A 21,717-nucleotide genomic window follows, 5' to 3' on the forward strand; every position below is an offset into this window, starting at 1 on the left:
ACGTGGACTTCGGACTCGTCCTGCAGACCGACCCGCCCGCATCGGCGGTCGTCGGCCTCATGCGCCGGGCGGAGCGCAACGGATTCCGCTACGGCTGGACCTTCGACTCCGCCGTGCTCTGGCAGGAGCCCTTCGTCATCTACAGCCGCATCCTGGAGCACACCACCAAGCTGCACGTCGGCCCGATGGTCACCAACCCGGGCACCAGGACCTGGGAGGTCACCGCCTCCACCTTCGCCACCCTCAACGACATGTACGGCAACCGGACCGTCTGCGGCATCGGCCGCGGCGACTCCGCGATGCGCGTCGCCGGCCGCAAGCCGAACACCCTCGCCCGGGTGGGCGAGGCCATCGACGCCATCCGCGACCTCGCCGAGGGCCGCGAGACGGTCGTGGACGGCAACCCGATCCGGATCCCCTGGGTACGGGGCGGGAAACTGCCGGTCTGGATGGCCGCGTACGGCCCGAAGGCGCTGGCGCTCGCCGGACAGAAGGCGGACGGCTTCATCCTCCAGCTCGCCGACCCGTTCCTCACCGAATGGATGGTCAAGGCGGTCCGGCAGGCCGCCACCGACGCGGGACGGGACCCCGACGCGCTCACCATCTGCGTGGCCGCACCCGCGTACGTGGGCGACGACCTGGCGCACGCCCGCGAGCAGTGCCGCTGGTTCGGCGGGATGGTCGGCAACCACGTCGCGGACCTGGTCTCCAAGTACGGGGAGCACTCCGACATGGTTCCGGAGGAGCTCACCGCGTACATCAAGGACCGGCACGGCTACGACTACAGCCACCACGGCCGGGCCGACAACCCCTCCACCGACTTCGTCCCCGACGAGATCGTCGACCGCTTCTGTCTCCTCGGCCCGGCCGAGGCCCACATCGAGAAGCTGCGGAAGCTGCGGGAGCTGGGCGTCGACCAGTTCGCCGTCTACAACATGCACGACGCCAAGGAAGCCACCATCGACGCCTACGGCTCCGAGATCATCCCCGCGATCAACGCCTGATCCCCGCGCCTGCGGAACCCCCACGCCCCGCACGGCCTCGTTCCGTCCCCGAACGAAGGATTCCGCCGCCATGACCGCAACCACCCCCGCAGGAAGACCCGCCATATCCGACGGCCGTGTCGAGCTCCCGCCCGGCACGGCCCCGGCCGACCCCCGTTTCGTCAACGACGACCTGCTGCCCGTCCCCGTCGAGCGGCGCCGCTGGACCACGTACAACTTCGCCGCGCTCTGGGTCGGCATGGCCCACAACATCCCCTCCTGGCTGCTCGCCTCCGGTCTCGTCGCCCTCGGCATGGACTGGAAGCAGGCCGTCCTCACCATCGCGCTGGCCAACGTCATCGTCCTGCTCCCGATGCTGCTGACCGGGCACGCCGGACCCAAGTACGGCATCCCGTTCCCCGTCCTCGCCCGCGCCTCCTTCGGACTGCGCGGCGCCAATCTGCCCGCACTCATCCGCGCCGGCGTCGCCTGCGCCTGGTTCGGCATCCAGACCTGGATCGGCGGCCAGGGCATCTTCATCCTGCTCGACAAGGTCTTCGGCGGCTGGGCCGAGGCGGCACAGGTCGGTGGCCAGCCGTGGACGCTCTGGCTCTGCTTCGTCCTCTTCTGGATCCTCGAACTCGCCATCATCTATCGGGGGATGGAGGCGTTGCGCCGCTTCGAGAACTGGGCCGCGCCCTTCGTCATCGTCGGCGCGCTGGTGCTCCTGGTCTGGATCGCCGCCAAGGCGGGCGGGTTCGGGCCGCTGCTCGACCAGCCCTCGAAGCTGGGCTGGGGAGCCGACTTCTGGCCGGTCTTCTTCCCCTCGCTCATGGGGATGATCGCCTTCTGGTCGACGCTGTCGCTGAACATCCCGGACTTCACCCGCTTCGGGGCGGGCCAGCGGGCGCAGATCTGGGGGCAGACCCTGGGGCTGCCCACGACGATGACGCTCTTCGCGCTGCTCTCCGTCCTCGTCACCTCCGGCTCGCAGGCGGTGTACGGCGCGCCCGTGTGGGACCCGGTCGCGCTCGCCGCGAAGACGGACAACGTCTTCGGCCTGCTCTTCGCCCTGGTGACCGTGCTCGTCGCCACGATCTCGGTGAACATCGCGGCGAACGTGGTCTCGCCGGCGTACGACCTGGCCAACCTCGCGCCGAAGATCGTCAACTTCCGCACGGGCGCGCTGATCACGGGCGTCGTGGGCGTCCTGATCATGCCGTGGAAGCTGACCGAGACCCCCGAGCTGTACATCTTCACCTGGCTCGGACTGGTCGGCGGTCTCCTCGGTACGGTGGCGGGCGTCCTCATCGCCGACTACTGGATCGTCCGCCGGACCGTCCTCGACCTGGCCGGTCTCTACCGGCCGGACGGCCCGTACTGGTACGCGGGCGGCTGGAACCCGGCAGCCGTGCTGGCCTTCGCCGTGGGCGGTGTCCTCGCGGTCGGCGGCTCGCACTCGGCCCCCGGCAAGGGCCCCTTCCCCGAGGACGGGCTCATCCCTTTCCTGAAGCCCCTCGCCGACTACGGCTGGGCGGTCGGGCTTGCGGCGTCCCTGCTGCTGTACACCGGGCTCATGACGGCGAGGCGGCGGCGAACTCCTTAGTCACGTTCGGCACGTCGGCCGCGGTCGTGGCGGCCGGGACTGACAGCGAGGTTACGCTCCAGTAGGGTTCCGGCAGCCGACGAGACGAGGGGGCTGCCGTGAGCGCGGTCGACTACACCGGACTGGCCGAACAGGCACGGCAGTTGGGCGAGGGAGACGTCACCTCTACCGCCGTCGTCCAGGCCGCGCTCGACCGGATCGAGGCCACGCAGCCCACCCTCAACGCCTTCCGCTGCACCCGGCCGGAAGCCGCCCTCGCCGAGGCGGAGCAGGCCGACCGCAGGCTCGCCGCGGGCGAGAAGCTGCCGCTGCTCGGTGTGCCGATCGCCGTCAAGGACGACACCGACGTCGCGGGACTGCCCACCCGGTTCGGCTGCGCCGGGGACATCCCCGACGCGGCCGAGGACGGCGAGGCCGTACGACGGCTGCGTGCCGCAGGGGCGGTGATCGTCGGGAAGACCAACTCCTGCGAGCTGGGACAGTGGCCGTTCACCGAAGGCCACGCCTTCGGTGCCACCCGCAACCCGTGGAACACCGGCCACACACCCGGAGGCTCCTCCGGCGGATCGGCGGCGGCCGTCGCCGCCGGACTCGTGCCCGCCGCACTCGGCTCCGACGGGGCGGGATCCATCCGTATCCCGGCCGCCTGGACCCATCTCGTCGGCATCAAGCCGCAACGCGGCCGGGTCTCCGTCCACCCCTACGACGACTGCTTCCAGGGCCTGACCGTCAACGGCCCGCTCGCCCGCACCGTCCGCGACGCCGCGCTCCTCCTCGACGCGGTCGCCGGGCCGCACACGGGGGACCGCTTCCGGCCGACCGCCGTCGACGCCTCGGCCGCCGCCCGCCGGGAGCCCGGCCGGCTGCGCATCGCCCTCGCCTGGCGAGCCCCCTTCACCGCCACGTACAACCCCCTCGACGCGGGGATACGACGGGCCGTCGCCGACCTCGCCGAAGCCCTCGCCGGGCTCGGCCACACCGTGGAGGAGGCGCGTCCGCGCTACGGCCTGATCGGGCTGAGCTTCCTGCCCCGCGCGACCGCCGGGATCGCCGAGTACGCCGACCGTCACCCCCAGCCCGCGCTGCTCGACCCGCGCACCCGCAGCGCCACCCGCACCGGCCGCCGCCTCGGCGGCCGCGCCCTGCGCGCCGCCCGTGCCCGCGAGACCCACCAACACCGCAGGATCGGCGCGCTCTTCGACGCGTACGACGTCCTCCTCGCGCCGACGACGGCCGCGCCCCCGCCCCGGATCGGCACCTTCGACGCGATGCCGGCCTGGCGCACCGACCTGACGATGGCGTCCGCCTGCCCCTACGCATGGCCCTGGAACGTCCTCGGCTGGCCCGGCGTGAACGTCCCGGCCGGTTTCACACCCGACGGCCTCCCGGTCGGCGCGCAGCTCCTCGGGCCGGCGGGCAGCGAACCGCTGCTGATCTCGCTCGCGGCCCAACTGGAGGACGACCAGAAGTGGTTCGTCCACCGGCCGCCGGAGCCGGCTCGGCCGGTCTAGGCGTCGGGGTCCGGGGCCCAGCCCGGGGCGTGTTCCGCCACCGCCGCCTCCCAGGCCGGTACACCGCCGGGCAGCGGCCAGGCCCTGGTCAGGTCGCGGGCGAGGGTGATGCTCCTGAGCTCATCCGCCAGTCGGCCTCCCGCGGCGGCCGCGTGAACCGCCGCGAGGGGGCCGTCGAGTGCGGCCATCCGCTTCTCGTACTCCAGGACCGGCCGCTCGGCGCAGAGGGCGATCCACTCCTCGTCCACCGCCCGGGACAGGATCAGGACGCGCGGCCGCCCGCCCTCGGCGAGTGCGGCGGTCAGCCGGTCGTGACCGTCCAGCACCACAGGGGAGTTGAGGCCGCTGATCCACCAGGCGAGAACCGGGGGCAGGGCGCCCTCCCGGTACTGCCTGCGGTAGGCCCTCACGCGCGGTGCCTCCGGATGCGACAGCTTCCGCAGCGGCAGCAGGTCGCGGGCGTCCTCCTCCGGGTCGCCGTAGCCGAACCAGGTGAGATGGCCCCGATCGGGGTCGTGGGCCAGGAGTCTGGGCCAGTTGCGGTCCACGAACCAGCGGCTGACATCCGGAGTGAGATTCCAATCCCCCGCGTGGAGAGGCCCGTTGCCCGCCTTCCGCAAGGCGCTCCCGGCGTGCGCCGCCCAGCGCTCGGTCCACTCCTCCGACCCGGGCTCCGCGAACTCGGCGAAGGCGCGGGCCTGTTCGGCCCGGAGCGGCGCGAGCGGGGAGACGTACCGGCCGGTCCTCGCGTAGTGCACCCCGCGCAAGGTGGCGCGCTGCCGTGCGAAGAGCACAGGAACGCCGTCCTGGACCAGGATCAGCCGCCGCCCGTCGGCGCACTCCATCCGCAGATCCGGCGTCACCGGCCGTTCGACACGCATCCGGCGAGCCTACGGCACCCGCGCCGTCCACTCCCGTGTCGCGAACTTCGCCGCGGCCAGCTCCTTGGCGCGGGCCATCTCCTCTTCCGTCACCCGGCCCTCCGACAGGCCGTACCGGCCCCGGAAGGAGCCGATCATCCGCTCGATCACGGCCTCGCGCGGCAGACCCGTCTGCCGGCGCAGCGGATCCACCCGCTTCTTCGCGCTCTTCGTGCCCTTGTCGGAGAGCTTCTCCCGGCCGATCCGCAGGACGTCCGTCATCTTGTCGGCGTCGATGTCGTACGCCATCGTCACGTGGTGCAGGACCGCGCCCTCGCCCGTCACCATCCGCTTCTGGGCCGCGCCCGCGATCTTTCCGGCGTCCGTGGCGATGTCGTTCAGCGGCTGGTACCAGGCCTTGACCCCCATGTCGCCGAGCGCCCCGAGCACCCAGTCGTCGAGATAGGCGTAGCTGTCGGTGAAGGACAGCCCCTGGACCAGGGCGTCGGGGACGGAGAGCGAGTACGTGATGGTGTTGCCCGGTTCGATGAACATGGCGCCGCCGCCGCTGATCCGGCGGACCACCTCGAAGCCGTGCCGCTCGGCCGCCCGCGGATCCACCTCGTTGCGGAGCGACTGGAAGCTGCCGATCACGACGGCGGGCGCGCCCCACTCCCAGACCCGCAGGGTCGGCGCGCGGCGGCCGGCCGCGACCTCGGCCGTGAGGACCTCGTCGAGGGCCATGTGCAGGGCGGGGGACTGCGGCGGCTCGTGGATCAGCTGCCAGTCGTAGTCGGTCCAGTCGGTGGCGTGCGCGAGGGCCCGGCGGACGGCGACCCCGATGCCCTCGGTGGTGAGCCCGTACATCTCCGTGCCGGGCGGCAGCGCCGCGTCGATCCGGGCCGCGAGTCCCGACGCGTCGGTGTCGACGGGGGCGCCCTCCAGGGCGCGGTCGATGGCGAGGATCGCCTCGTCCGGCTCCAGGAAGAAGTCGCCCGCGACCCGGACGTCCGCGAGGACGCCGTCGCGCGTCTCCAGGTCGACGACCACCAGCTTTCCGCCGGGAACCTTGTACTCGCCGTGCACGGACCCTCCCTTGCCCCGTTTCCCCGTAAGGGGTGAACCGGTCCAAAGCGTACTCCGCGGGGAAACAGGGGGTGACAAGTCCGATGCTCGGCCGTCAGCCCACCGTGCTTAGCTGGACGCATGATCGATGACTTCCTTGACCACGTCCTCGCCGGTGGTACGACCGAGGTGGAGGAGGCGGTCCGCAAGGCGGCCGCGGCCGAGATCACGCCGCGCTTCCGTCAGCTCGCCGCGCACGAGATCGTCGAGAAGAACGGGCCGCACGACCTGGTGACGGTCGCCGACCGGGCCGCGGAGGCCCATCTGACCCGGTCTCTGACCGCGTTGCTGCCAGGCTCCGTGGTGGTCGGCGAGGAGTCCGTGCACGCCGACCCGGCGGTCTACGAGGCGATCCAGGGAGACGCCCCGGTCTGGATCGTCGACCCGGTCGACGGCACCCGTCAGTTCGTGAGCGGAGAGCCCGGCTTCTGCACCCTCGTCGCGCTCGCGCAGCGCGGCGAGCTGCTCGCCTCCTGGACGTTCGCCCCCGCCCTCGAGGAGATGGCGGTCGCGGTGCGCGGACGAGGGGCCACGCTCAACGGCGAGCCGATACGGTCCGGCTCGCCCGCGCCCGGGGCGGTCATCGACGTCGCCACCTCCCACCCCGACTACACCACCGAGGACCAGAAGCGCGCCCTGCTCGGCCTGAACACCGACGGTGTCCGCCCGCGCCCCTGTGGCTCCGCCGGACTCGAGTACCTGGACGTCGCCCGGGGCCTCCTCGACGCCACCGCCTTCTCCTGGGAGTACGCGTGGGACCACGCGGCCGGACTGCTCCTGGTGACCGAGGCGGGCGGCACGCACACGACACTCGCCGGCGAGCCGTTCCGTATCACCGGAGGCAACGCACTGCCGTTCACGGCAGCTCGCGACAAGGCCACCGCCGATCGGATCCGGACACTGCTGCGGGGGCGGTGAGGGGCGCCGGGGCCCAGGAATATCCTGGGAGCCTTGGCCATCGGCTGACGAAGGAGTCCGAAGGTGCCGTCGATGCTCGATGCCGTCGTCGTGGGGGCGGGACCCAACGGACTGACCGCCGCGGTGGAGCTGGCCCGACGGGGCTTCTCCGTCGCCGTGTTCGAGGCCATGTCCACCGTGGGCGGCGGTGCCAGGACCGAGGAGCTGACGCTCCCCGGTTTCCGCCACGACCCCTGTTCCGCCGTACACCCACTGGGAGTCGGCTCACCCGTCTTCAAGACGATGCCGCTGGACCGGTACGGCCTGGAGTGGCTGCACCCCCGGCTGCCCATGGCGCACCCCTGGGACGACGGCACCGCCGCGGTACTCTCCCGGTCCGTCGCCGAGACCGCCGCCTCCTTCGGGCCCCGCGACGCCGGCACGTACCGCCGGCTCGTCGCCCCGTACCTCGGCAAGTGGGACACCCTGGCACGGGACTTCATGTCCCTGCCGCTCACCGCGCTGCCCCGGGACCCGGTCACGCTCGCCCGGTTCGGGCTCGACGGCCTGCGGCCCGCGACCTGGCTCCTGCGCCGTTTCAAGGACGAGAAGGCGCGCGCCCTGTTCGCGGGCCTCGTCGGTCATGTCATCGCCCCGCTGGGCGGGTTCGCCACCACGGCGGTCGGACTCGTCTTCGCGCTCGCCGCGCACGAGGGCGGCTGGCCGATGCCGCGCGGCGGCTCGCAGGCGATCGCGGACGCCCTCACCGCGTATCTGAAGGACCTGGGCGGCGCCGTCCACACCGATTACGAGGTCAAGCGGCTCGACGACCTGCCACCCGCCCGTGCGTACGTCTTCGACACCTCGCCCACGGCCCTGGCCCGGATCGCCGGCTTCGGCGGCCACTACGACCACTACCGCTACGGCGCGAGCGTCTTCAAGGTCGACTACGCGTTGGACGGTCCCGTGCCATGGACGGCGGAGGCGCCACGCCGGGCGGGCACCGTCCAGATCGGGCCCACCAGCGGCGAGATCGGCGCCGCCCTGAACCAGGCGTCCTCCGGTACGGCCCCCCGCACGCCCTTCCTCATCACCGCCCAGCCCAGCCTCGTCGACCCCGGCCGCGCTCCCGAGGGCAAGCAGGCCTTCTGGGCGTACGGCCATGTGCCGAACGGCTGGGAGGGCGACCTCACCGACGCCGTGGAGCGCCAGATCGAGCGCTTCGCCCCCGGCTTCCGCGACCTCGTCCTGGCCCGTGCCACCGCCGGACCGCCCGAACTCGCCGTGCGCAACGCCAATTACGTGGGCGGCGACATCGCCTGCGGCGCGGCCCGCGGGCTCCAACTGCTGCTGCGCCCCAAGCTGTCGCTGCGTCCGTACGACACCCCGCACCCCGCGGTCTTCCTCTGCTCCTCCGCGACCCCTCCGGGCCCGGGCGTTCACGGTATGTCCGGCCACAACGCGGCCAAGGCGGTGTGGCGCCGGCTGCGCGCCGCGGCGCGATGATGGACGCATGAGCACCGAACCGGCCCTCGTCCTCGTCCGCGGCGACATCACCGAGCAGCACGTCGACGCCATCGTCAACGCCGCGAACTCCTCCCTCCTCGGCGGCGGCGGGGTCGACGGCGCCATCCACCGCCGCGGCGGCCCGGCGATCCTGGAGGAGTGCCGCAAGCTCCGCGCGGGCCACTACGGCCGGGGCCTGGCCACCGGCAAGGCCGTCGCCACCACGGCGGGCCGGCTCGACGCCCGCTGGGTGATCCACACCGTCGGCCCGGTCTGGTCCCGGGACGAGGACCGGTCGGAATCGCTGGCCTCCTGCTACCGGGAGTCGCTCCGGGTGGCGGACGAGCTGGGCGCTCGTACCGTCGCCTTCCCCGCCATCTCCACCGGCATCTACGGCTGGCCGATGGACGACGGCGCCCGCATCGCGGTCGAGACGGTGCGCGCCACCGCCACGTCGGTGGAAGAGGTGCGGTTCGTCCTCTTCGACGAGACGGCGTACGCGGCCTTCGAGTCCGCCCTCAGCTGACCACGCCCCGAGCGCGAGGGCGGGCCGGGCCGCCCGGGCGCGGATAGACCTTGGACTGCTTGACGCTGCCGAAGGCGAAGCTGGATTCGATCGACGCGATGCCGGGGATGGCGTGGATCCGGGTGCGTACGAACACCTCGTACGCCTCCAGGCTCTCGATCACGACCCGGAGCAGATAGTCGCTGCTGCCCGCCATCAGATAGCAGTCCTGGATGTGCTCGATGAGACCGACATGTTCCTCGAACACGTTGACCGCCTCGGCGGTGTGGCGCTCCAGCCGGATCCGTACGAAGACGGTGATCGGGAGACCGTAGGCGACCTGGTCCACCATGGCCGTGTAGCCGCTGACCAGGCCCGACTCCTCCAGGCGGCGCACCCGGCGCAGACAGGGCGAGGGGGAGAGCCCGATCCGGTCGGCGAGGTCCTGGTTGGACAGGCGGCCGTCCGCCTGCAACTCGTGGATGATCCGGAAGTCCACAGCGTCCAACGTCACTCCTTGGCAGATTCTGCCCCCACGCTATGTCTGGAGGGCATAACTGGCAATCGCCTGCCTCGACGAAAGCTCTAGCCTTGCCGCACAGGCGGTCGGCTTCGAGCAGGAGGAATCTTTGGTGGGCATGACGCAATCGGTGGGGTCGCCACCGGCACAGGTGGTGCGCCGCGTCGGCCCGCCCACGAGGCTCTCCCCCCAGGCCGTCGGGCTGCTCGCCCTGCTGCTCACCGTGGCCATCTGGGCCGCGTTCGCCCTGAGCGCCCGTGCGCTGAGCGCCTCCACGCTGCTGCCCGCCGATGCGGCCCTGCTGCGCTTCGGCGTACCCCTCGTGGTCCTCGCGCCCGCCCTGTGGCGGCGCCGGCGCCGACTGGCCGCGGTGCGGCCCGGTCCCGCGGCCAAGATCATCTGTGGTGCGGGGGTGCCGTTCTTCCTCGCCGCCATGTACGGCGGCTCGCTGACCTCGGCCGCGTTCGTCGGGGCGATCGTCCCCGGCATGGTCCCGCTGTTCGTCTCCGCCCTCATGGTCGCGGGCGGGAAGAGCCTCCCGCGCGGCACCCAGTCGGCCGGTCTCGCGCTGATCGTGGCCGGCGTCGTGGCGCTGGTCTGGCACCACACGGTCGCGCTGGACGCGGATGTGCTGCTCGGTGTGGGAACGCTCCTCGCCGCCAGTGGACTGTGGGCCCTCTACACCGTGGGCCTGCGCGAGGTGGACCTCGACCCCATCGGGTCCATCGGACTGCTCTGCCTGCCCTCCTTCGCCGTCATCGCGCTCCTGACCCTGACCGGGGTCCTGCCCACCGGTCTCGCCCGGGCGGCCGGCGGCGACATCGCGCTGTTCCTCGTCGTCCAGGGCCTGGGCGTCGGCCTGTGCGCCGGGCTGCTGTACGCGTTCGCCATCCGCCGGCTCGGACCCGAGCGCAGCTCGGTCGTCGGCAGCCTCAGCCCGGTCGCCGTCGTCCTGCTCGCCATACCCCTCCTCGGCGAGTCGCCGACCCTCTCCGTCCTGCTCGGCGTCCCCCTCATCACCCTCGGCGTCGCGCTCGCCAACCGGCGCCCCCGATCCAAGGTCTCCGCCCATGCTTGAGCTTCTTCCCGCCCCGCCCGTGGACCCGCTGTGGGACCTGGCCGCCGAGTTCGCCGCCGATCCGCGCCCCGAGCGCCTGAACCTCGTCCTCGGCGTCTACCGCGACCACACCGGGGGCACCCCGGTCATGGCGGCGGTCAAGGAGGCCGAGATACGCCTGGCGGAACGTTCCATCTCCAAGGAGTACCGCGGGCTCTCCGGCAACACCGCCTTCAACCGCGCCATGCTGACCATGGTTCTCGGGGGCCTCGGCACCGAGGACCTCACGGCGCGGGCGACAGCCGTCCAGACCGTGGCGGGCACCGGAGCCCTGCGCCTGCTCGCCGATCTGGTGAGCCGGACCCGCCCCGGCACGACGGTGTGGATCAGTGACCCCGCCTACGTCAACCACCGACCCATCCTGGAAGGCGCCGGCCTCCGGGTCCGGACGTACGGACACGGCGCCGGCATGCTCGGCGACCTCGCCGCCGCCCGCCGGGACGACGTCGTCCTGCTCCAGGGCTGCTGCCACAACCCCACGGGAATCGACCCCACCGTCGAGATGTGGGAGGAGCTGGCCACCCTCTCCGCGGCGAACGGCTGGGTCCCCTTCGTCGACCTGGCGTACCACGGGCTCGGCGACGGCCTCACCGCCGACCTGTGGGCGACCCGGATGCTGGCCGAGCGGCTGCCCGAGGTGCTGATCGCCGTCAGCTGCTCCAAGAACTTCGGCCTCTACAGCGACCGCACCGGCTGCGCCATCGTCGTGGGATCGTCGGCGAAGGCGCTGCGGCACGTCGAGACGGCACTCCAGAACGCCGCGCGCACCCTGTACTCGATGCCGCCCGAGCACGGCGCCGCCGTCGTCGCCACCGTCCTGGAGGACGAGCGGCTGCGGGCCGCCTGGCTGGCGGAGCTCGACGGCATGCGGCACCGCATCACGGCCAACCGCGCGGACCTCGTCGCCCATCTCCGCGCGCTCGGCAGCGAGGAGCAGGCGACGTCACTCGCACGGCAGAAGGGCATGTTCTCGATGCTGCCGCTCACCCCGGACCAGATGCACCGGCTGCGCCGGCAGTACGGCATCTACGGCACGACCTCGGGGCGCATCAACATCGCCGGTGTCTCCGCGCACCGCATCCCGTACCTGGCGCAGGGCATCGCCACAGTCCTGAAGGCGCCCCGCGAGACGCCCCGCGCCATGTCGTCCGTCTGACGCCCCTACGCCTCCGGGGGCGCCGGGCGGCACAGCAGGGCGGCCGGGGAGGGACGGGCGCCGAACCGGGTGGTGAAGGCGATGCCGGCCGCGTACTCGGTGGGCAGGCACTGGCCCTTGTAATGGCCCTGCGCGTACTCACCCCCGGGGCCTCCCGCAGGGCGGTTGTCACCTCGGTCGAACCAGACCGTCCGGCCTCCGCCCGTCGCGAGCGCGGTACGGGCCGGAGCGCACAGCGCGGCAGAGACCTGCTGCCCGCGCAGGCTGTAGCCGATGAGGAACTGCCCCGCCGGGCACTGGAACTTGGTGTAGCCGCCGGACCAGTCGCCGCCCGCCGGGACGTGCGACTCGTCGCGGACGACCGTGTGCCCGCCGGTGCCGGCCCGCAGGGCCGAACTCGCGCACAGGCCGCGGCCGCCGGTGTGGCTGAGCCCGGCCAGCCGGGCGCCGTCGGGGCACACGGCCTTGCGTGCCCCGCTGTCCCAGTCCCCGCCGGCCCGGACGCGCAGCGAAGCGTTGTGGTCGCGGTGGTCCGTCGTCAGCTGGTACCAGGCGGGGGTGGCGGGCACGGCCCCGGTGCGGCCGGGCGCGTCGGTCAGCCCCGTCCAGGCAGGGGCGCGCCAGTCGCCCGCGTCGAGGACCCCGGTCCTGTGCCCCTCGGAGTCGTACCGCAGCAGCGCCCAGCTGTCCCCGCCGCTGCCGCCGTCGCCGGCGCTCCAGCCGACCAGCGGCCAGTACGCGTAGTCCGCGTCGGCGTCCTCGAGGAGCTCGGTGAGATGGCCGAACCAGGCGCGTGGACGGTCGTTCCGCTCATCGGCGCCGATGCCGAACTCGCTGATCCAGACAGGGGCGGTGAAATGCCGGCCGGTCTCGGCGGAGACGTAGAGTGCCTGGTCGTGGACGACCTGGCGGAGCTGCTCGCGGGTGAGGTCCTGGTAGCGGAGGTCGCTGGTCTCGCCGATGCCGGTGGCGCCACTGTGGTGCGGACCGGTGTAGCCGTAGAAGTGGGCGGAGTAGACGAGCTTGTTCGACACCACCAAGGTGTGCGAGAGGGTACGGACCGGGGCGAGGGCGGGGCGGCCGTGCGCGAAGCCGTCCACGGGAATGCCCGTCCAGTTGATGCCCTCGACGACGATGAGCAGGTGCGGGTTGGCCTCGGCGAGGATGCGGTCCCCGGCCTCCTGCGCGGCGGCGTGCCAGTCGTGGTTGTCGCCGAGCCCCCAGTTGGGGTCGTCCCAGATGTCCCGGCGGACCTCGTTGTACAGATCGGCGCCGACCACGCGCGGGTCGGCGCGGTAGCGCTTCGCCATGAACACCCAGTCGTCGGCCCACTGGGCGGTGGACTGCCCGCTGCTGTTCCAGCGTTCGTTGCCGTCCACGCCACAGCACCAACGGGTGGTCACCGTGTGGTTGTTGAGGATGACGGCGAACCCGTCCGCGGTGAGCGCGGCGACGACGGCATCGAAGACCTGCAGCGGGGTCCTGCCACGCAGGGCGGGATTGGCCGCGACCGCCGTGTCGGGCACGGGGCGTGTGTCTCGCAGCATCTCGTTGGAGAAGGGCAGCCGGATGCTGTTCAGGCCGAGGGCGTGGAAGTCGGCGAGGAGCGTGGGCAGCGGGGTGCGGTCCAGGCCGATGGGGATCCCGTGCGAGGGCTGCCCGGCATGGTGGTTGGCCGGGTCCGCGATGTCGCCCGAGCCGTTCCAGGAACCCTGGGCGCCGTCCCAGTTGCCGGAGCGCAGCCGGAACCGCTTGCCGTCGGCGTCGACCACGTACCGCCCGCGGGTGGACAGCGGCGGGGTCCAGTCGGGGGTGGCCGCCGCCACGGGTGCCCCGGGAAGCGGAGCGGCCTGAGCGGCGGCGCCCGGCAGGGCCGGCAGCAGCAGCGCCCCCACCAGAAGGACGCCTCGGACCACACGTAACAAGCTCTGCATCTCGTACCTGCCAGGACGGTGGGGGAGTGGGCGAGGCGCCAAGTTACCGGCGGGTCGGTACGAGGGGAACCCACACCGTACGGAGTGGTGCCACAGCGCCCCGTTCCGACGGCTCGGATAGGGTGATTGAGAAGGAAGACACCCCCCGGGGTTAGGTCGAAGCGTTGGACACTTTTCAGTCGCCGAGCGAGTCGCCGGAAAGGCCACCGGCGGCCATCGGATACGCGGGTGTACTGCGCGAACTCCTGCCGATCGCCCTGTGGAGGGAGGACGCGGACGGGTGCGTCGTGGAGTGGTCGCTGGCCGCCCAGGACCTGCTCGGCCACCGTCCCGAGGATCTCCTCGGCCGCCCCGCCACACCCGTTCTGGTCCCCGACAGCAACCGGGAACTCGCCGATCAGCTGACCCGCCGCGTCCAGGCGGGCGAGACCGTCGTCGGCACCCTGCCCGTACGGCACCGCGACGGTCACCAGATCACGATGGAGATGTGGATCGTCCCCGAGGTCGACCCCCAGGGACGGCCGGGCGCGATGCTCATCGCCGTGGAGACCTCCGAGGTCCTGCGGATGCGGGACTCCCTCGCCGCCCTCCAGAGCCTCTTCACCCAGTCGCCCATCGGACTCGCCACCCTCGGCCCCGACCTGCGGTTCCTGCGGGTCAACGACGCCCTCGCGCGGATGAACGGGGTCTCCGCCGCCGAACACCTGGGCAGGCGGCTCACCGAGGTGGTGCCCGGTGTCAACGCCACGGCCCTCGAGGCCACCATGAGGCAGGTCCTCGAACGCGGCGAGGCCGTCGTCGACGTGCGCCGCACCGGCCGGACCCCCGCCGACCCCGACCACGACCGGACCTGGTCCTGCTCGTACGCCCCGCTGCTCGACGGCTCGGGCCGGCGCCTCGGTCTGATCGCCTCCCTCATCGACATCACCGAGGGCCAGCGGGCGCTCGTCGAGGCCGAACGGGCCCGGTCCCGCTTCGCGCTGCTCTCGGAGGCGGGCACCAGGATCGGCACCACCCTCGACCTGCACCAGACCGCCGAGGAGGTCGTCCAGGTCCTCGTGCCGCAGCTCGCCGACTCGGCCGACGTGCAGATGCTCGAATCAGTCCTCGAACCGGACGAGGCGGGCGCCTCGACCCAGGGCCTGCTGCGCCGTCTCGCGGCCGTCTTCCCCGACCCGACCGCCCCCACCGCCCTGCTCACCCCGGGACAGACCTTCCAGATCCCGCTCGGCACCGTGTACGAGCAGGTCATCACCGACGCCCGGCCGATGAACCTCTACCACTCCGACATCCCGGCGCTCTTCCCCGACCCCCGCACCGAACCGCTGCGGGCCTACCTCGCGTCCAGCATCGGCTCCGCGCGCCTCGTGCCGCTCGTCGCCCGCGGCAAGGTCCTCGGCGCCGTCACCGTGACCCGACTCCGCGAGCGCGAACCCTTCGACGAGCAGGACTGCGTGCTCATCGACGAACTGGTCGCCCGCGCGGCCCTGAACATCGACAATGCCCGCATGTACACCACCCAGCGCGAGGCCGCCCTCACGCTGCAGCGCAGCCTCACCAACAGCGCCCTGCCCAAGGTCGACGGCCTCGAACTCACCGGCCGCTACCTTCCCGCGAGCGACCACGACGTGGGCGGCGACTGGTTCGACGTCATCGCCCTGCCCGAGGGCCGGACGGGTCTCGTGATCGGTGACGTCATGGGCCACGGCATCCACGCGGCGGCCGTGATGGGCCAGCTCCGTACGGCCGTACGGACCCTCGCCCGGCACGGTGTGCCGCCCGCCCAACTGCTCCGCTCCCTCGACGCCGTCGTCGCCGACCTGGGCGAGGACGAGATGGCGACCTGTGTCTACGCCGTCCACGACCCGGCCACCGGCGGTGTCGTCATCGCCCGGGCCGGGCACCCGCCACCGGCCGTGGCCACGGCGGACGGCGCCATCACCTTCCTGGAGGGCCCGCCCGGCACCCCGCTCGGCACCGGTGGTCAGGACTTCCGGACCGAGGAGCTGCGGCTGCCCCCGGGCAGCCTGCTGGTGCTGTACACCGACGGGCTCATCGAGGCCAGGGACCGGGACCTCGACGAGGGCATGGACCAGCTCGCCCAGGTGCTGCTGCACCTCGAACGGCCGCTCAGCCAGCTCTGCGACGACATCCTCGAACACCTGCTGCCCTGCGCGCCGCCGGACGACGTGGCCGTCCTGCTGGCCCGCACCTCGCTGAGGTGACGGCTCACCAGGCCAGGTCCTCCCCGGCTCTCCGGGCGCGTCCTCCCAGCCTGCCGCGCCAGGTCCCCGCGGCTCACCAGGCCAGGTCCTCCAGCGCGTCCAGGTCCGCCACTGCCAGCCCCGGCAGCTCCGAGTCGCCCGTGGTCAGGGGAAGTTCGGCCCAGATGACCTTGCCGCGCTCGGTGTAGCGGGTGCCCCAGCGCTCGGCGAACTGGGCGACGAGGAACAGGCCGCGGCCGCCCTCGTCGGTGGTGGCCGCATAGCGCAGATGCGGCGCGGTGCTGCTGCCGTCGAAGATCTCGCAGATCAGCCGGCGGTCGCGGAGCAGCCGGACCCGGATGGGCTCGGCGCCGTACCGGATGGCGTTGGTGATGAGCTCGCTGAGGATGAGCTCGGCGGTGAACGCGATGCCGTCCAGCTCCCACGCGGCGAGCTGCGCGGCCCCCGCGTTGCGGACCCGGGAGACCTCGGCCGGATCGGCGGGCACGTCCCACTCCGCGATCCGGTCGGACTCCAGCCGCCGGGTGTCGGCGACCAGCAGGGCGATGTCGTCGTCCGGCGCCGGCAGGAGCAGCGCGGTCAGGACGTCCGCGCAGGCCTGCTCCGGGCTGCGACCGGTGGTCGCCAGCGCCTCGCGCAGCAGCCCGAGACCCGTGTCGAAGTCCCGGTCGCGGTCCTCCAGGAGCCCGTCCGTGAACAGCGCCAGCCGGCTCCCTTCCGGCAGCTGCAGCTCGGTGGCCTCGAACGGCATCCCGCCCACACCCAGCGGCAGCCCGGCCGGCACGTCCGGGAACTCCACCCGGCCGTCGGGGTGCACGACCGCGGGCCCGGGATGCCCGGCCCGGGCGATGGTGCAGCGCCCGCTCGCGGGGTCGTAGACCACGTACAGACAGGTCGCGCCGGTCATCCGGTCGGTGCCCTCGCCCTCCTCCTCGTCGTCGCCGGGACCGTCCTCGATGCCGCCCCTCCCGTCACCGGTGTCGGGCCGGTCGATCCGGTCGATCAGCTCGTCGAGGTGGCCCAGGAGCTCGTCGGGCGGCAGGTCCAGGGTGGAGAAGTTGTGCACCGCCGTACGCAGTCGGCCCATCGTCGCCGCGGCGTGCAGACCGTGCCCGACGACATCGCCGACGACCAGCGCCACCCGGGCGCCCGGCAGCGGGATCACGTCGAACCAGTCACCGCCGACGCCCGCCTTCGCTGGCAGGTAGCGGAAGGCCACGTCGACCGCCGACAGCTCGGGCAGGGTACGGGGGAGCAGACTGCGCTGGAGCGTCACGGCCATGGCGTGCTCGCGGGTGAACCGGCGGGCGTTGTCGATGGAGACCGCGGCGCGCGCGGTCAGCTCCTCCGCGAACGTCAGGTCCTCCTCCCCGAAGGCGTCGGGGGTGTCGGCCCGCCAGAAGTTGGCCATCCCCAGGACGACACCCCGGGCGAGCAGCGGCACGGCCACGAGTGAGTGCAGCCCGTACGCGAGGGAGGCCGCCGCCCCCTCGGGGTCCTGGGCCTGCCAGCCGTCGGCCGTCGTCAGATCCGCCACCAGCACCGCGTGACCGCTGTCGAGCGCCCTCGCCATCGGCGTGGTCGGAACGACGAACCGGATGACGTCGCCCACCGGCTGGAACGGATGCTCGGCCCGGAGGCCGCTCAGCGCCGTGCGACGCATCTCAGTGAACGATCCCGTCGGCTCCTCGCCGCGCAGTACCGGCTGAAGCAGCTCCACGGTGACGAAGTCCGCGAACCGCGGGACGGCCACCTCCGTCAGCTCCTCGGCGGTCCGTACGACGTCCAGCGTGGTGCCGATCCGCACCCCGGCCTCGTACAGCAGCTGGAGCCGGCCCCTGGCCACCTCGGCCCGGCCGGAGAGCGAGGCGAGTTCGGTCGAGTCCCGCAGCGTCATCACGGTCCCGGTGGGCCGGCCCTTGTACGGAGCCGTGGGCCGCACGTTCACGGCGAGCAGCCGGTCGCCCGCCAGATGCACCTCGTCGGTCACGACCCGCCCGGAGGAGAGCAGCGCGGCGGTCTGGGGGGCGAGGCCCAGCTCGGTGACATGCCGCTGCTCGGCGTCGGGCGCCAGGTCCAGCAGGCGCCGCGCCTCGTCGTTGGCGAGCAGCAGCCGACGGTCCGCGTCGATGATGAGCACACCCTCGCGCACGGCGTGCAGGACCGCCTCGTGGTGCTCGTTGATCCGGGTCATCTCGAGCGGGCCCAGGCCGTGGGTCTGCCGGCGCAGCCGCCGGCTCACCAGCGCGGCGCCACCCACGGCGAGCAGCAGGGCGCCCGCGGCGGTGCCGAGGAGCAGTGGCAACTGGTCCTCCACCACGTTGCCGACGTTCTGGATCTCGATGCCGGTACCGACCAGGCCGACGACGTCCCCCTCCTCGGTCTGCACCGGGACGATGGCACGGACCGCGTCCGTCGGCTCACCGGTGAAGATCTCCGTGAACGACTCGCCGCCCCGGGCCCGTGCGATGTCGCCGGTGGCGCGCTGCCCGATCAGCTCCGGCCGGGAGTCCGTGTAGCGGATCCCGTCGGGGGTCATCACGGCGAGGAAGTCGAGCCCCGAGGCCTGCCGGGCGGCCTCGGCGCGCGCCTGGAGCAGGGCGGTGGGGTCGGGCGCCCTCAAGGCGTCGACGAGGCCGGGCGCATGCGCGAAGGACTCCGCCGCGGCGAGCGAACGGTTGCGCGCGTCGCGCTCGGTGTCGTACCGGGCCTGGAAGATCAGGGCCAGCGCTCCCACGGTCACCAGGAGCGCGACGATGACCGCCTGCAGGGCGAAGACCTGCCCGGCGACGCTGCGCAGCCCCAGCCCCTTGGGTCGGCGGCCAAGACGTCCGCTCATGGGGTGCTTCTCGGAGGTTCGGCTGTCGTCACGGATTCGGCTGTCACCCGTCCACTTCCTCGGTTCCCCTTCCATGCTGCTCCTGCCGCGTCGGGATATCGAGGCGGAGCGGCACAGTCGTGTCGCGCGGCGCCCCGGAAGGTCCATGTCGTTTTCTCGCCAGCGGCAGGCCGCTCCGGTCCCCGACCATGGAGTCATGCACACCGACACCGAGCGCTGCGTACGGGCCGTCCAGTCGAAGGATGCCCGGTTCGACGGCGTGTTCTTCACCGCCGTCCTGACCACCCGTATCTACTGCCGCCCCAGCTGCCCGGTCGTGCCGCCCAAGGCCGAGAACATGGTGTTCCACCCCAGCGCAGCCTCCTGTCAGCGCGCCGGATTCCGGGCCTGCAAGCGCTGTCGCCCGGACACCAGCCCCGGTTCACCCGAATGGAACGTCCGCGCCGACGCCGTCGCCCGGGCCATGCGGCTCATCCAGGACGGTGTCGTCGACCGCGAGGGCGTACCGGGGCTCGCGGCCCGGCTCGGCTGGTCCACCCGCCAGATCGAACGCCAACTCCTCGCCGAACTCGGCGCCGGACCGCTCGCCCTGGCCCGCGCCCAGCGTGCCCAGACCGCCCGGCTGCTCATCGAGACGACCCCGATGCCCATGGCCGAGATCGCCTTCGCGGCCGGCTTCTCCTCGATCCGCACCTTCAACGACACCGTCCGCGAGGTCTTCGCCCTCGCGCCCGGCGAGCTGCGCGCCCGCGCCGCACGGTCCTCGGCCGCCGCGAACGCCCCCCGCACCCCGGGCGTGATCGCGCTGCGGCTGCCGTACCGCGCACCCCTGAACCCCTCCAACCTCTTCGGCCATCTCGCCGCCACCGCCGTTCCCGGCGTGGAGGAGTGGCGGGACGGGGCGTACCGCCGGACGCTGACGCTGACCCACGGCCACGGCATCGTCGCCCTCACCCCCCGGCCCGACCACATCGCCTGCCGGCTCTCCCTCACCGACCCGCGCGATCTCACCCTCGCCATCAGCCGCTGCCGCTGGATGCTCGACCTCGACGCGGACCCGGTCGCCGTCGACGAGCAGCTGCGGACGGATCCGCTGCTCGCCCCGCTGGTCGATCAGGCACCGGGACGGCGGGTGCCGAGGACCGTGGACGCCGCCGAGTTCGCCGTACGGGCCGTGCTCGGCCAGCAGGTCTCCACGGCCGCCGCCCGCACGCACGCGGCCCGGCTCGTCACCGCGCACGGTGTGCCCGTGGAGGACCCCGAGGGTGGTCTTACCCACCTCTTCCCGACCTCCGAGGCGCTCGCCGGTCTCGACCCCGAGTCCCTCGCCCTGCCCCGCAGCCGCCGCACCACCCTCCTCACCCTCGTCGGGGCGCTCGCCGACGGCTCCCTGAGCCTCGGCCCCGCCGACGACTGGGACGAGGCACGCGCCAAGCTCCTCGCCCTGCCCGGCTTCGGCCCCTGGACCACCGAGGTCATCGCGATGCGGGCGCTCGGCGACCCCGACGCCTTCCTCCCCGGCGACCTCGGCGTCCGCCGCGCCGCCGAGGGCCTCGGCCTGCCCGCCACACCGGCCGCGCTGACCGCCCGCGCCGCGCGGTGGCGGCCCTGGCGGGCGTACGCCGTCCAGTACCTCTGGGCCACCGACAGCCACCCGATCAACCACCTCCCCGCCTGAGGAGTCGCCGCGCCATGCCCACCGTCCAGCACACCGTCATCGACAGCCCCTACGACGCGCTGACCCTGGTCGCCGTCGACGGCGTCCTCAGCCGCATCCACATGACCGGCCAGCGTCACCGCCCGCCGGAGGAGACCTTCGGCGAGCCCGACCCGCGCCCCTTCGGGGAGGCGATCCGCCAGCTCGACGCCTACTTCGCCGGTGAACTGACCACGTTCGAGCTGCCGTTGAAGCTGATCGGCACCCCGTTCCAGCTGCGGGTGTGGGAGCAGCTGTGCCTCATCCCGTACGGCGAGACGCGCACGTACGGCGAGCTGGCTGAGGCACTTGGCAGCCCCGGTGCCTCACGCGCGGTCGGCCTCGCCAACGGCAAGAACCCGGTCAGCATCGTCGTGCCCTGCCACCGTGTCATCGGGGCGAGCGGCTCCCTCACCGGTTACGGCGGCGGACTCGGCCGCAAGCAGCGGCTGCTCGCCTTCGAGTCGGGAGCGGAGCCGGACTCCCTCTTCTAGCTCGCAGGGCTCGGGCCCCGGCGCAGCCGTTGGAGGAGCGAGGGCAGCGAGGTCCCGATCGGCTCGCGCACGATCTCGTCGGCGAGCGCGTCGTACGGGGTGGGCTCGGCATTCACGATGATGAGCCGGGCCCCGTGCTCGGCCGCGATCCCGGCCAGCGAGGCCGCGGGCTGCACCTGGAGACTCGTACCGACCGCGAGGAACACCTCGGTGGCCTTGGCGATCCCCATCGCCTCGGCAAGGACGACGGGGTCGAGCCGCTGACCGAACATGACGGTGGCCGACTTGAGGATGCCCCCGCAGGCCCGGCACTTCGGATCGTCCTCGCCGGCCCTCACCCGCTCCACGGCGTCCGCCATCGACGAACGGGCATGGCAGCCGGTGCAGACCACCGACCGTGCCGAGCCGTGGAGTTCCAGCACCTTCCGCTCGGACACCCCGGCGAGCTGATGCAGACCGTCGATGTTCTGCGTGATGACCCGGAGCGGGTTCCCGTCCCGTTCGAACGCCGCGATGGCCCGGTGCGCCGCGTTCGGCTCGGCGCGCAGCACCGGTCCGTCGAGCCGCATACGCCAGGCGCGGCGCCGTACGTCCGGATCGGCCATGTAGTGCTCGTACGTGGCGAGCTTCTCGGCCTCCGGATCGCGCGTCCACACACCGTTCGGACCCCGGTAGTCGGGAATGCCGGAGTCCGTGGAGATGCCGGCTCCGCTGAGAATCGCGACCATGGTCATGAGGCCGAG

At 72.7% G+C, this 21,717-nt stretch carries 17 protein-coding genes; 11 read left to right on the plus strand and 6 right to left on the minus strand.

The window, feature by feature from the left end; genetic code table 11:
• The first annotated feature begins 2 nt into the window (after window positions 1-2).
• The 3 genes from ABZ939_RS20810 (at window position 3) to ABZ939_RS20820 (ending at window position 4,100) form a co-directional block, all read left to right on the plus strand.
• Entirely contained in the window at window positions 3-1,004 is a 1,002-nt protein-coding gene (locus ABZ939_RS20810; RefSeq protein ID WP_361856966.1) for a TIGR03842 family LLM class F420-dependent oxidoreductase, read from the plus strand.
• 70 nt (window positions 1,005-1,074) lie between these two features.
• On the plus strand, window positions 1,075-2,589 hold the full coding sequence (locus tag ABZ939_RS20815; RefSeq protein ID WP_361856969.1) for an NCS1 family nucleobase:cation symporter-1: 1,515 nt from the start codon (window positions 1,075-1,077) through the stop codon (window positions 2,587-2,589).
• Window positions 2,590-2,687: 98 nt separating this feature from the next.
• On the plus strand, window positions 2,688-4,100 hold the full coding sequence (locus tag ABZ939_RS20820; RefSeq protein ID WP_361856972.1) for an amidase: 1,413 nt from the start codon (window positions 2,688-2,690) through the stop codon (window positions 4,098-4,100).
• Here ABZ939_RS20820 and ABZ939_RS20825 read toward each other — a convergent pair.
• A complete protein-coding gene (locus tag ABZ939_RS20825; RefSeq protein ID WP_361856975.1) occupies window positions 4,097-4,981 on the minus strand; it encodes a hypothetical protein in 885 nt (294 codons plus the stop codon). The genes ABZ939_RS20820 and ABZ939_RS20825 overlap by 4 nt on opposite strands.
• Window positions 4,982-4,990: 9 nt before the next feature.
• A complete protein-coding gene (locus ABZ939_RS20830; protein WP_361856978.1) occupies window positions 4,991-6,046 on the minus strand; it encodes a biotin/lipoate A/B protein ligase family protein in 1,056 nt (351 codons plus the stop codon).
• A 120-nt stretch (window positions 6,047-6,166) separates the two neighbouring features.
• Between ABZ939_RS20830 and ABZ939_RS20835 the strand changes: the two genes are divergently transcribed.
• From ABZ939_RS20835 to ABZ939_RS20845, 3 genes are all read left to right on the plus strand, one after another.
• On the plus strand, window positions 6,167-7,003 hold the full coding sequence (locus tag ABZ939_RS20835; protein ID WP_361856981.1) for an inositol monophosphatase family protein: 837 nt from the start codon (window positions 6,167-6,169) through the stop codon (window positions 7,001-7,003).
• A gap of 63 nt (window positions 7,004-7,066) precedes the next feature.
• Window positions 7,067-8,488 carry an NAD(P)/FAD-dependent oxidoreductase gene (locus tag ABZ939_RS20840; RefSeq protein ID WP_361856984.1) on the plus strand — a complete coding sequence of 474 codons (1,422 nt, stop codon included), beginning with the start codon at window positions 7,067-7,069 and terminating at the stop codon, window positions 8,486-8,488.
• A 7-nt stretch (window positions 8,489-8,495) separates the two neighbouring features.
• A complete protein-coding gene (locus ABZ939_RS20845) occupies window positions 8,496-9,014 on the plus strand; it encodes an O-acetyl-ADP-ribose deacetylase (RefSeq protein WP_361856986.1) in 519 nt (172 codons plus the stop codon).
• Here the strand turns inward: ABZ939_RS20845 and ABZ939_RS20850 are convergent.
• On the minus strand, window positions 9,007-9,492 hold the full coding sequence (locus tag ABZ939_RS20850) for an Lrp/AsnC family transcriptional regulator (RefSeq protein ID WP_361857122.1): 486 nt from the start codon (window positions 9,490-9,492) through the stop codon (window positions 9,007-9,009). The genes ABZ939_RS20845 and ABZ939_RS20850 overlap by 8 nt on opposite strands.
• A gap of 139 nt (window positions 9,493-9,631) precedes the next feature.
• Between ABZ939_RS20850 and ABZ939_RS20855 the strand changes: the two genes are divergently transcribed.
• Window positions 9,632-10,591, plus strand: a complete 960-nt coding sequence (locus ABZ939_RS20855) for a DMT family transporter (RefSeq protein ID WP_361856989.1) — start codon at window positions 9,632-9,634, stop codon at window positions 10,589-10,591.
• Window positions 10,584-11,786 carry an amino acid aminotransferase gene (locus ABZ939_RS20860; RefSeq protein WP_361856992.1) on the plus strand — a complete coding sequence of 401 codons (1,203 nt, stop codon included), beginning with the start codon at window positions 10,584-10,586 and terminating at the stop codon, window positions 11,784-11,786. The genes ABZ939_RS20855 and ABZ939_RS20860 overlap by 8 nt, the downstream gene beginning before the upstream one ends.
• Before the next feature lie 5 nt (window positions 11,787-11,791).
• Here ABZ939_RS20860 and ABZ939_RS20865 read toward each other — a convergent pair whose 3' ends face one another.
• Window positions 11,792-13,720 (minus strand): cellulase family glycosylhydrolase, encoded by a 1,929-nt coding sequence (locus ABZ939_RS20865; RefSeq protein WP_361856995.1) that lies wholly within the window; start codon window positions 13,718-13,720, stop codon window positions 11,792-11,794.
• Window positions 13,721-13,884: 164 nt separating this feature from the next.
• On the opposite strand from ABZ939_RS20865, the gene ABZ939_RS20870 reads away from it, so the two are divergent.
• Entirely contained in the window at window positions 13,885-15,945 is a 2,061-nt protein-coding gene (locus tag ABZ939_RS20870) for a SpoIIE family protein phosphatase (protein ID WP_361856998.1), read from the plus strand.
• A 73-nt stretch (window positions 15,946-16,018) separates the two neighbouring features.
• Here ABZ939_RS20870 and ABZ939_RS20875 read toward each other — a convergent pair whose 3' ends face one another.
• The gene (locus ABZ939_RS20875) at window positions 16,019-18,784 is read right to left on the minus strand and encodes a SpoIIE family protein phosphatase (protein WP_361857001.1); all 2,766 of its coding nucleotides are present in this window, start codon (window positions 18,782-18,784) and stop codon (window positions 16,019-16,021) included.
• Window positions 18,785-18,980: 196 nt separating this feature from the next.
• Between ABZ939_RS20875 and ABZ939_RS20880 the strand changes: the two genes are divergently transcribed.
• Complete coding sequence (locus ABZ939_RS20880; protein WP_361857004.1) at window positions 18,981-20,462, plus strand: AlkA N-terminal domain-containing protein; 1,482 nt, start codon at window positions 18,981-18,983, stop codon at window positions 20,460-20,462.
• A 14-nt stretch (window positions 20,463-20,476) separates the two neighbouring features.
• Window positions 20,477-20,974: a methylated-DNA--[protein]-cysteine S-methyltransferase gene (locus ABZ939_RS20885; RefSeq protein ID WP_361857007.1), complete on the plus strand. Its 498-nt coding sequence runs from the start codon at window positions 20,477-20,479 to the stop codon at window positions 20,972-20,974.
• Here the strand turns inward: ABZ939_RS20885 and ABZ939_RS20890 are convergent.
• Entirely contained in the window at window positions 20,971-21,708 is a 738-nt protein-coding gene (locus ABZ939_RS20890; protein ID WP_361857010.1) for a Sir2 family NAD-dependent protein deacetylase, read from the minus strand. The genes ABZ939_RS20885 and ABZ939_RS20890 overlap by 4 nt on opposite strands.
• Window positions 21,709-21,717 lie beyond the last annotated feature (9 nt).

Origin of the sequence: Streptomyces sp. NPDC046712 (genome assembly GCF_040645695.1) — a bacterium.
Classification (GTDB): Bacteria; Actinomycetota; Actinomycetes; order Streptomycetales; family Streptomycetaceae; genus Streptomyces.

Excerpts from the sequence above, each read along its gene's own strand:
- ABZ939_RS20815 (WP_361856969.1), top strand. The coding sequence starts at position 1,075 with ATGACCGCAACCACCCCCGCAGGAAGACCCGCCATATCCGACGGCCGT.
- ABZ939_RS20825 (WP_361856975.1), bottom strand. The coding sequence starts at position 4,981 with ATGCGTGTCGAACGGCCGGTGACGCCGGATCTGCGGATGGAGTGCGCC.
- ABZ939_RS20835 (WP_361856981.1), top strand. The coding sequence starts at position 6,167 with ATGATCGATGACTTCCTTGACCACGTCCTCGCCGGTGGTACGACCGAG.
- ABZ939_RS20845 (WP_361856986.1), top strand. The coding sequence starts at position 8,496 with ATGAGCACCGAACCGGCCCTCGTCCTCGTCCGCGGCGACATCACCGAG.
- ABZ939_RS20855 (WP_361856989.1), top strand. The coding sequence starts at position 9,632 with ATGACGCAATCGGTGGGGTCGCCACCGGCACAGGTGGTGCGCCGCGTC.
- ABZ939_RS20860 (WP_361856992.1), top strand. The coding sequence starts at position 10,584 with ATGCTTGAGCTTCTTCCCGCCCCGCCCGTGGACCCGCTGTGGGACCTG.
- ABZ939_RS20865 (WP_361856995.1), bottom strand. The coding sequence starts at position 13,720 with ATGCAGAGCTTGTTACGTGTGGTCCGAGGCGTCCTTCTGGTGGGGGCG.
- ABZ939_RS20875 (WP_361857001.1), bottom strand. The coding sequence starts at position 18,784 with ATGAGCGGACGTCTTGGCCGCCGACCCAAGGGGCTGGGGCTGCGCAGC.
- ABZ939_RS20880 (WP_361857004.1), top strand. The coding sequence starts at position 18,981 with ATGCACACCGACACCGAGCGCTGCGTACGGGCCGTCCAGTCGAAGGAT.
- ABZ939_RS20885 (WP_361857007.1), top strand. The coding sequence starts at position 20,477 with ATGCCCACCGTCCAGCACACCGTCATCGACAGCCCCTACGACGCGCTG.
- ABZ939_RS20890 (WP_361857010.1), bottom strand. The coding sequence starts at position 21,708 with ATGACCATGGTCGCGATTCTCAGCGGAGCCGGCATCTCCACGGACTCC.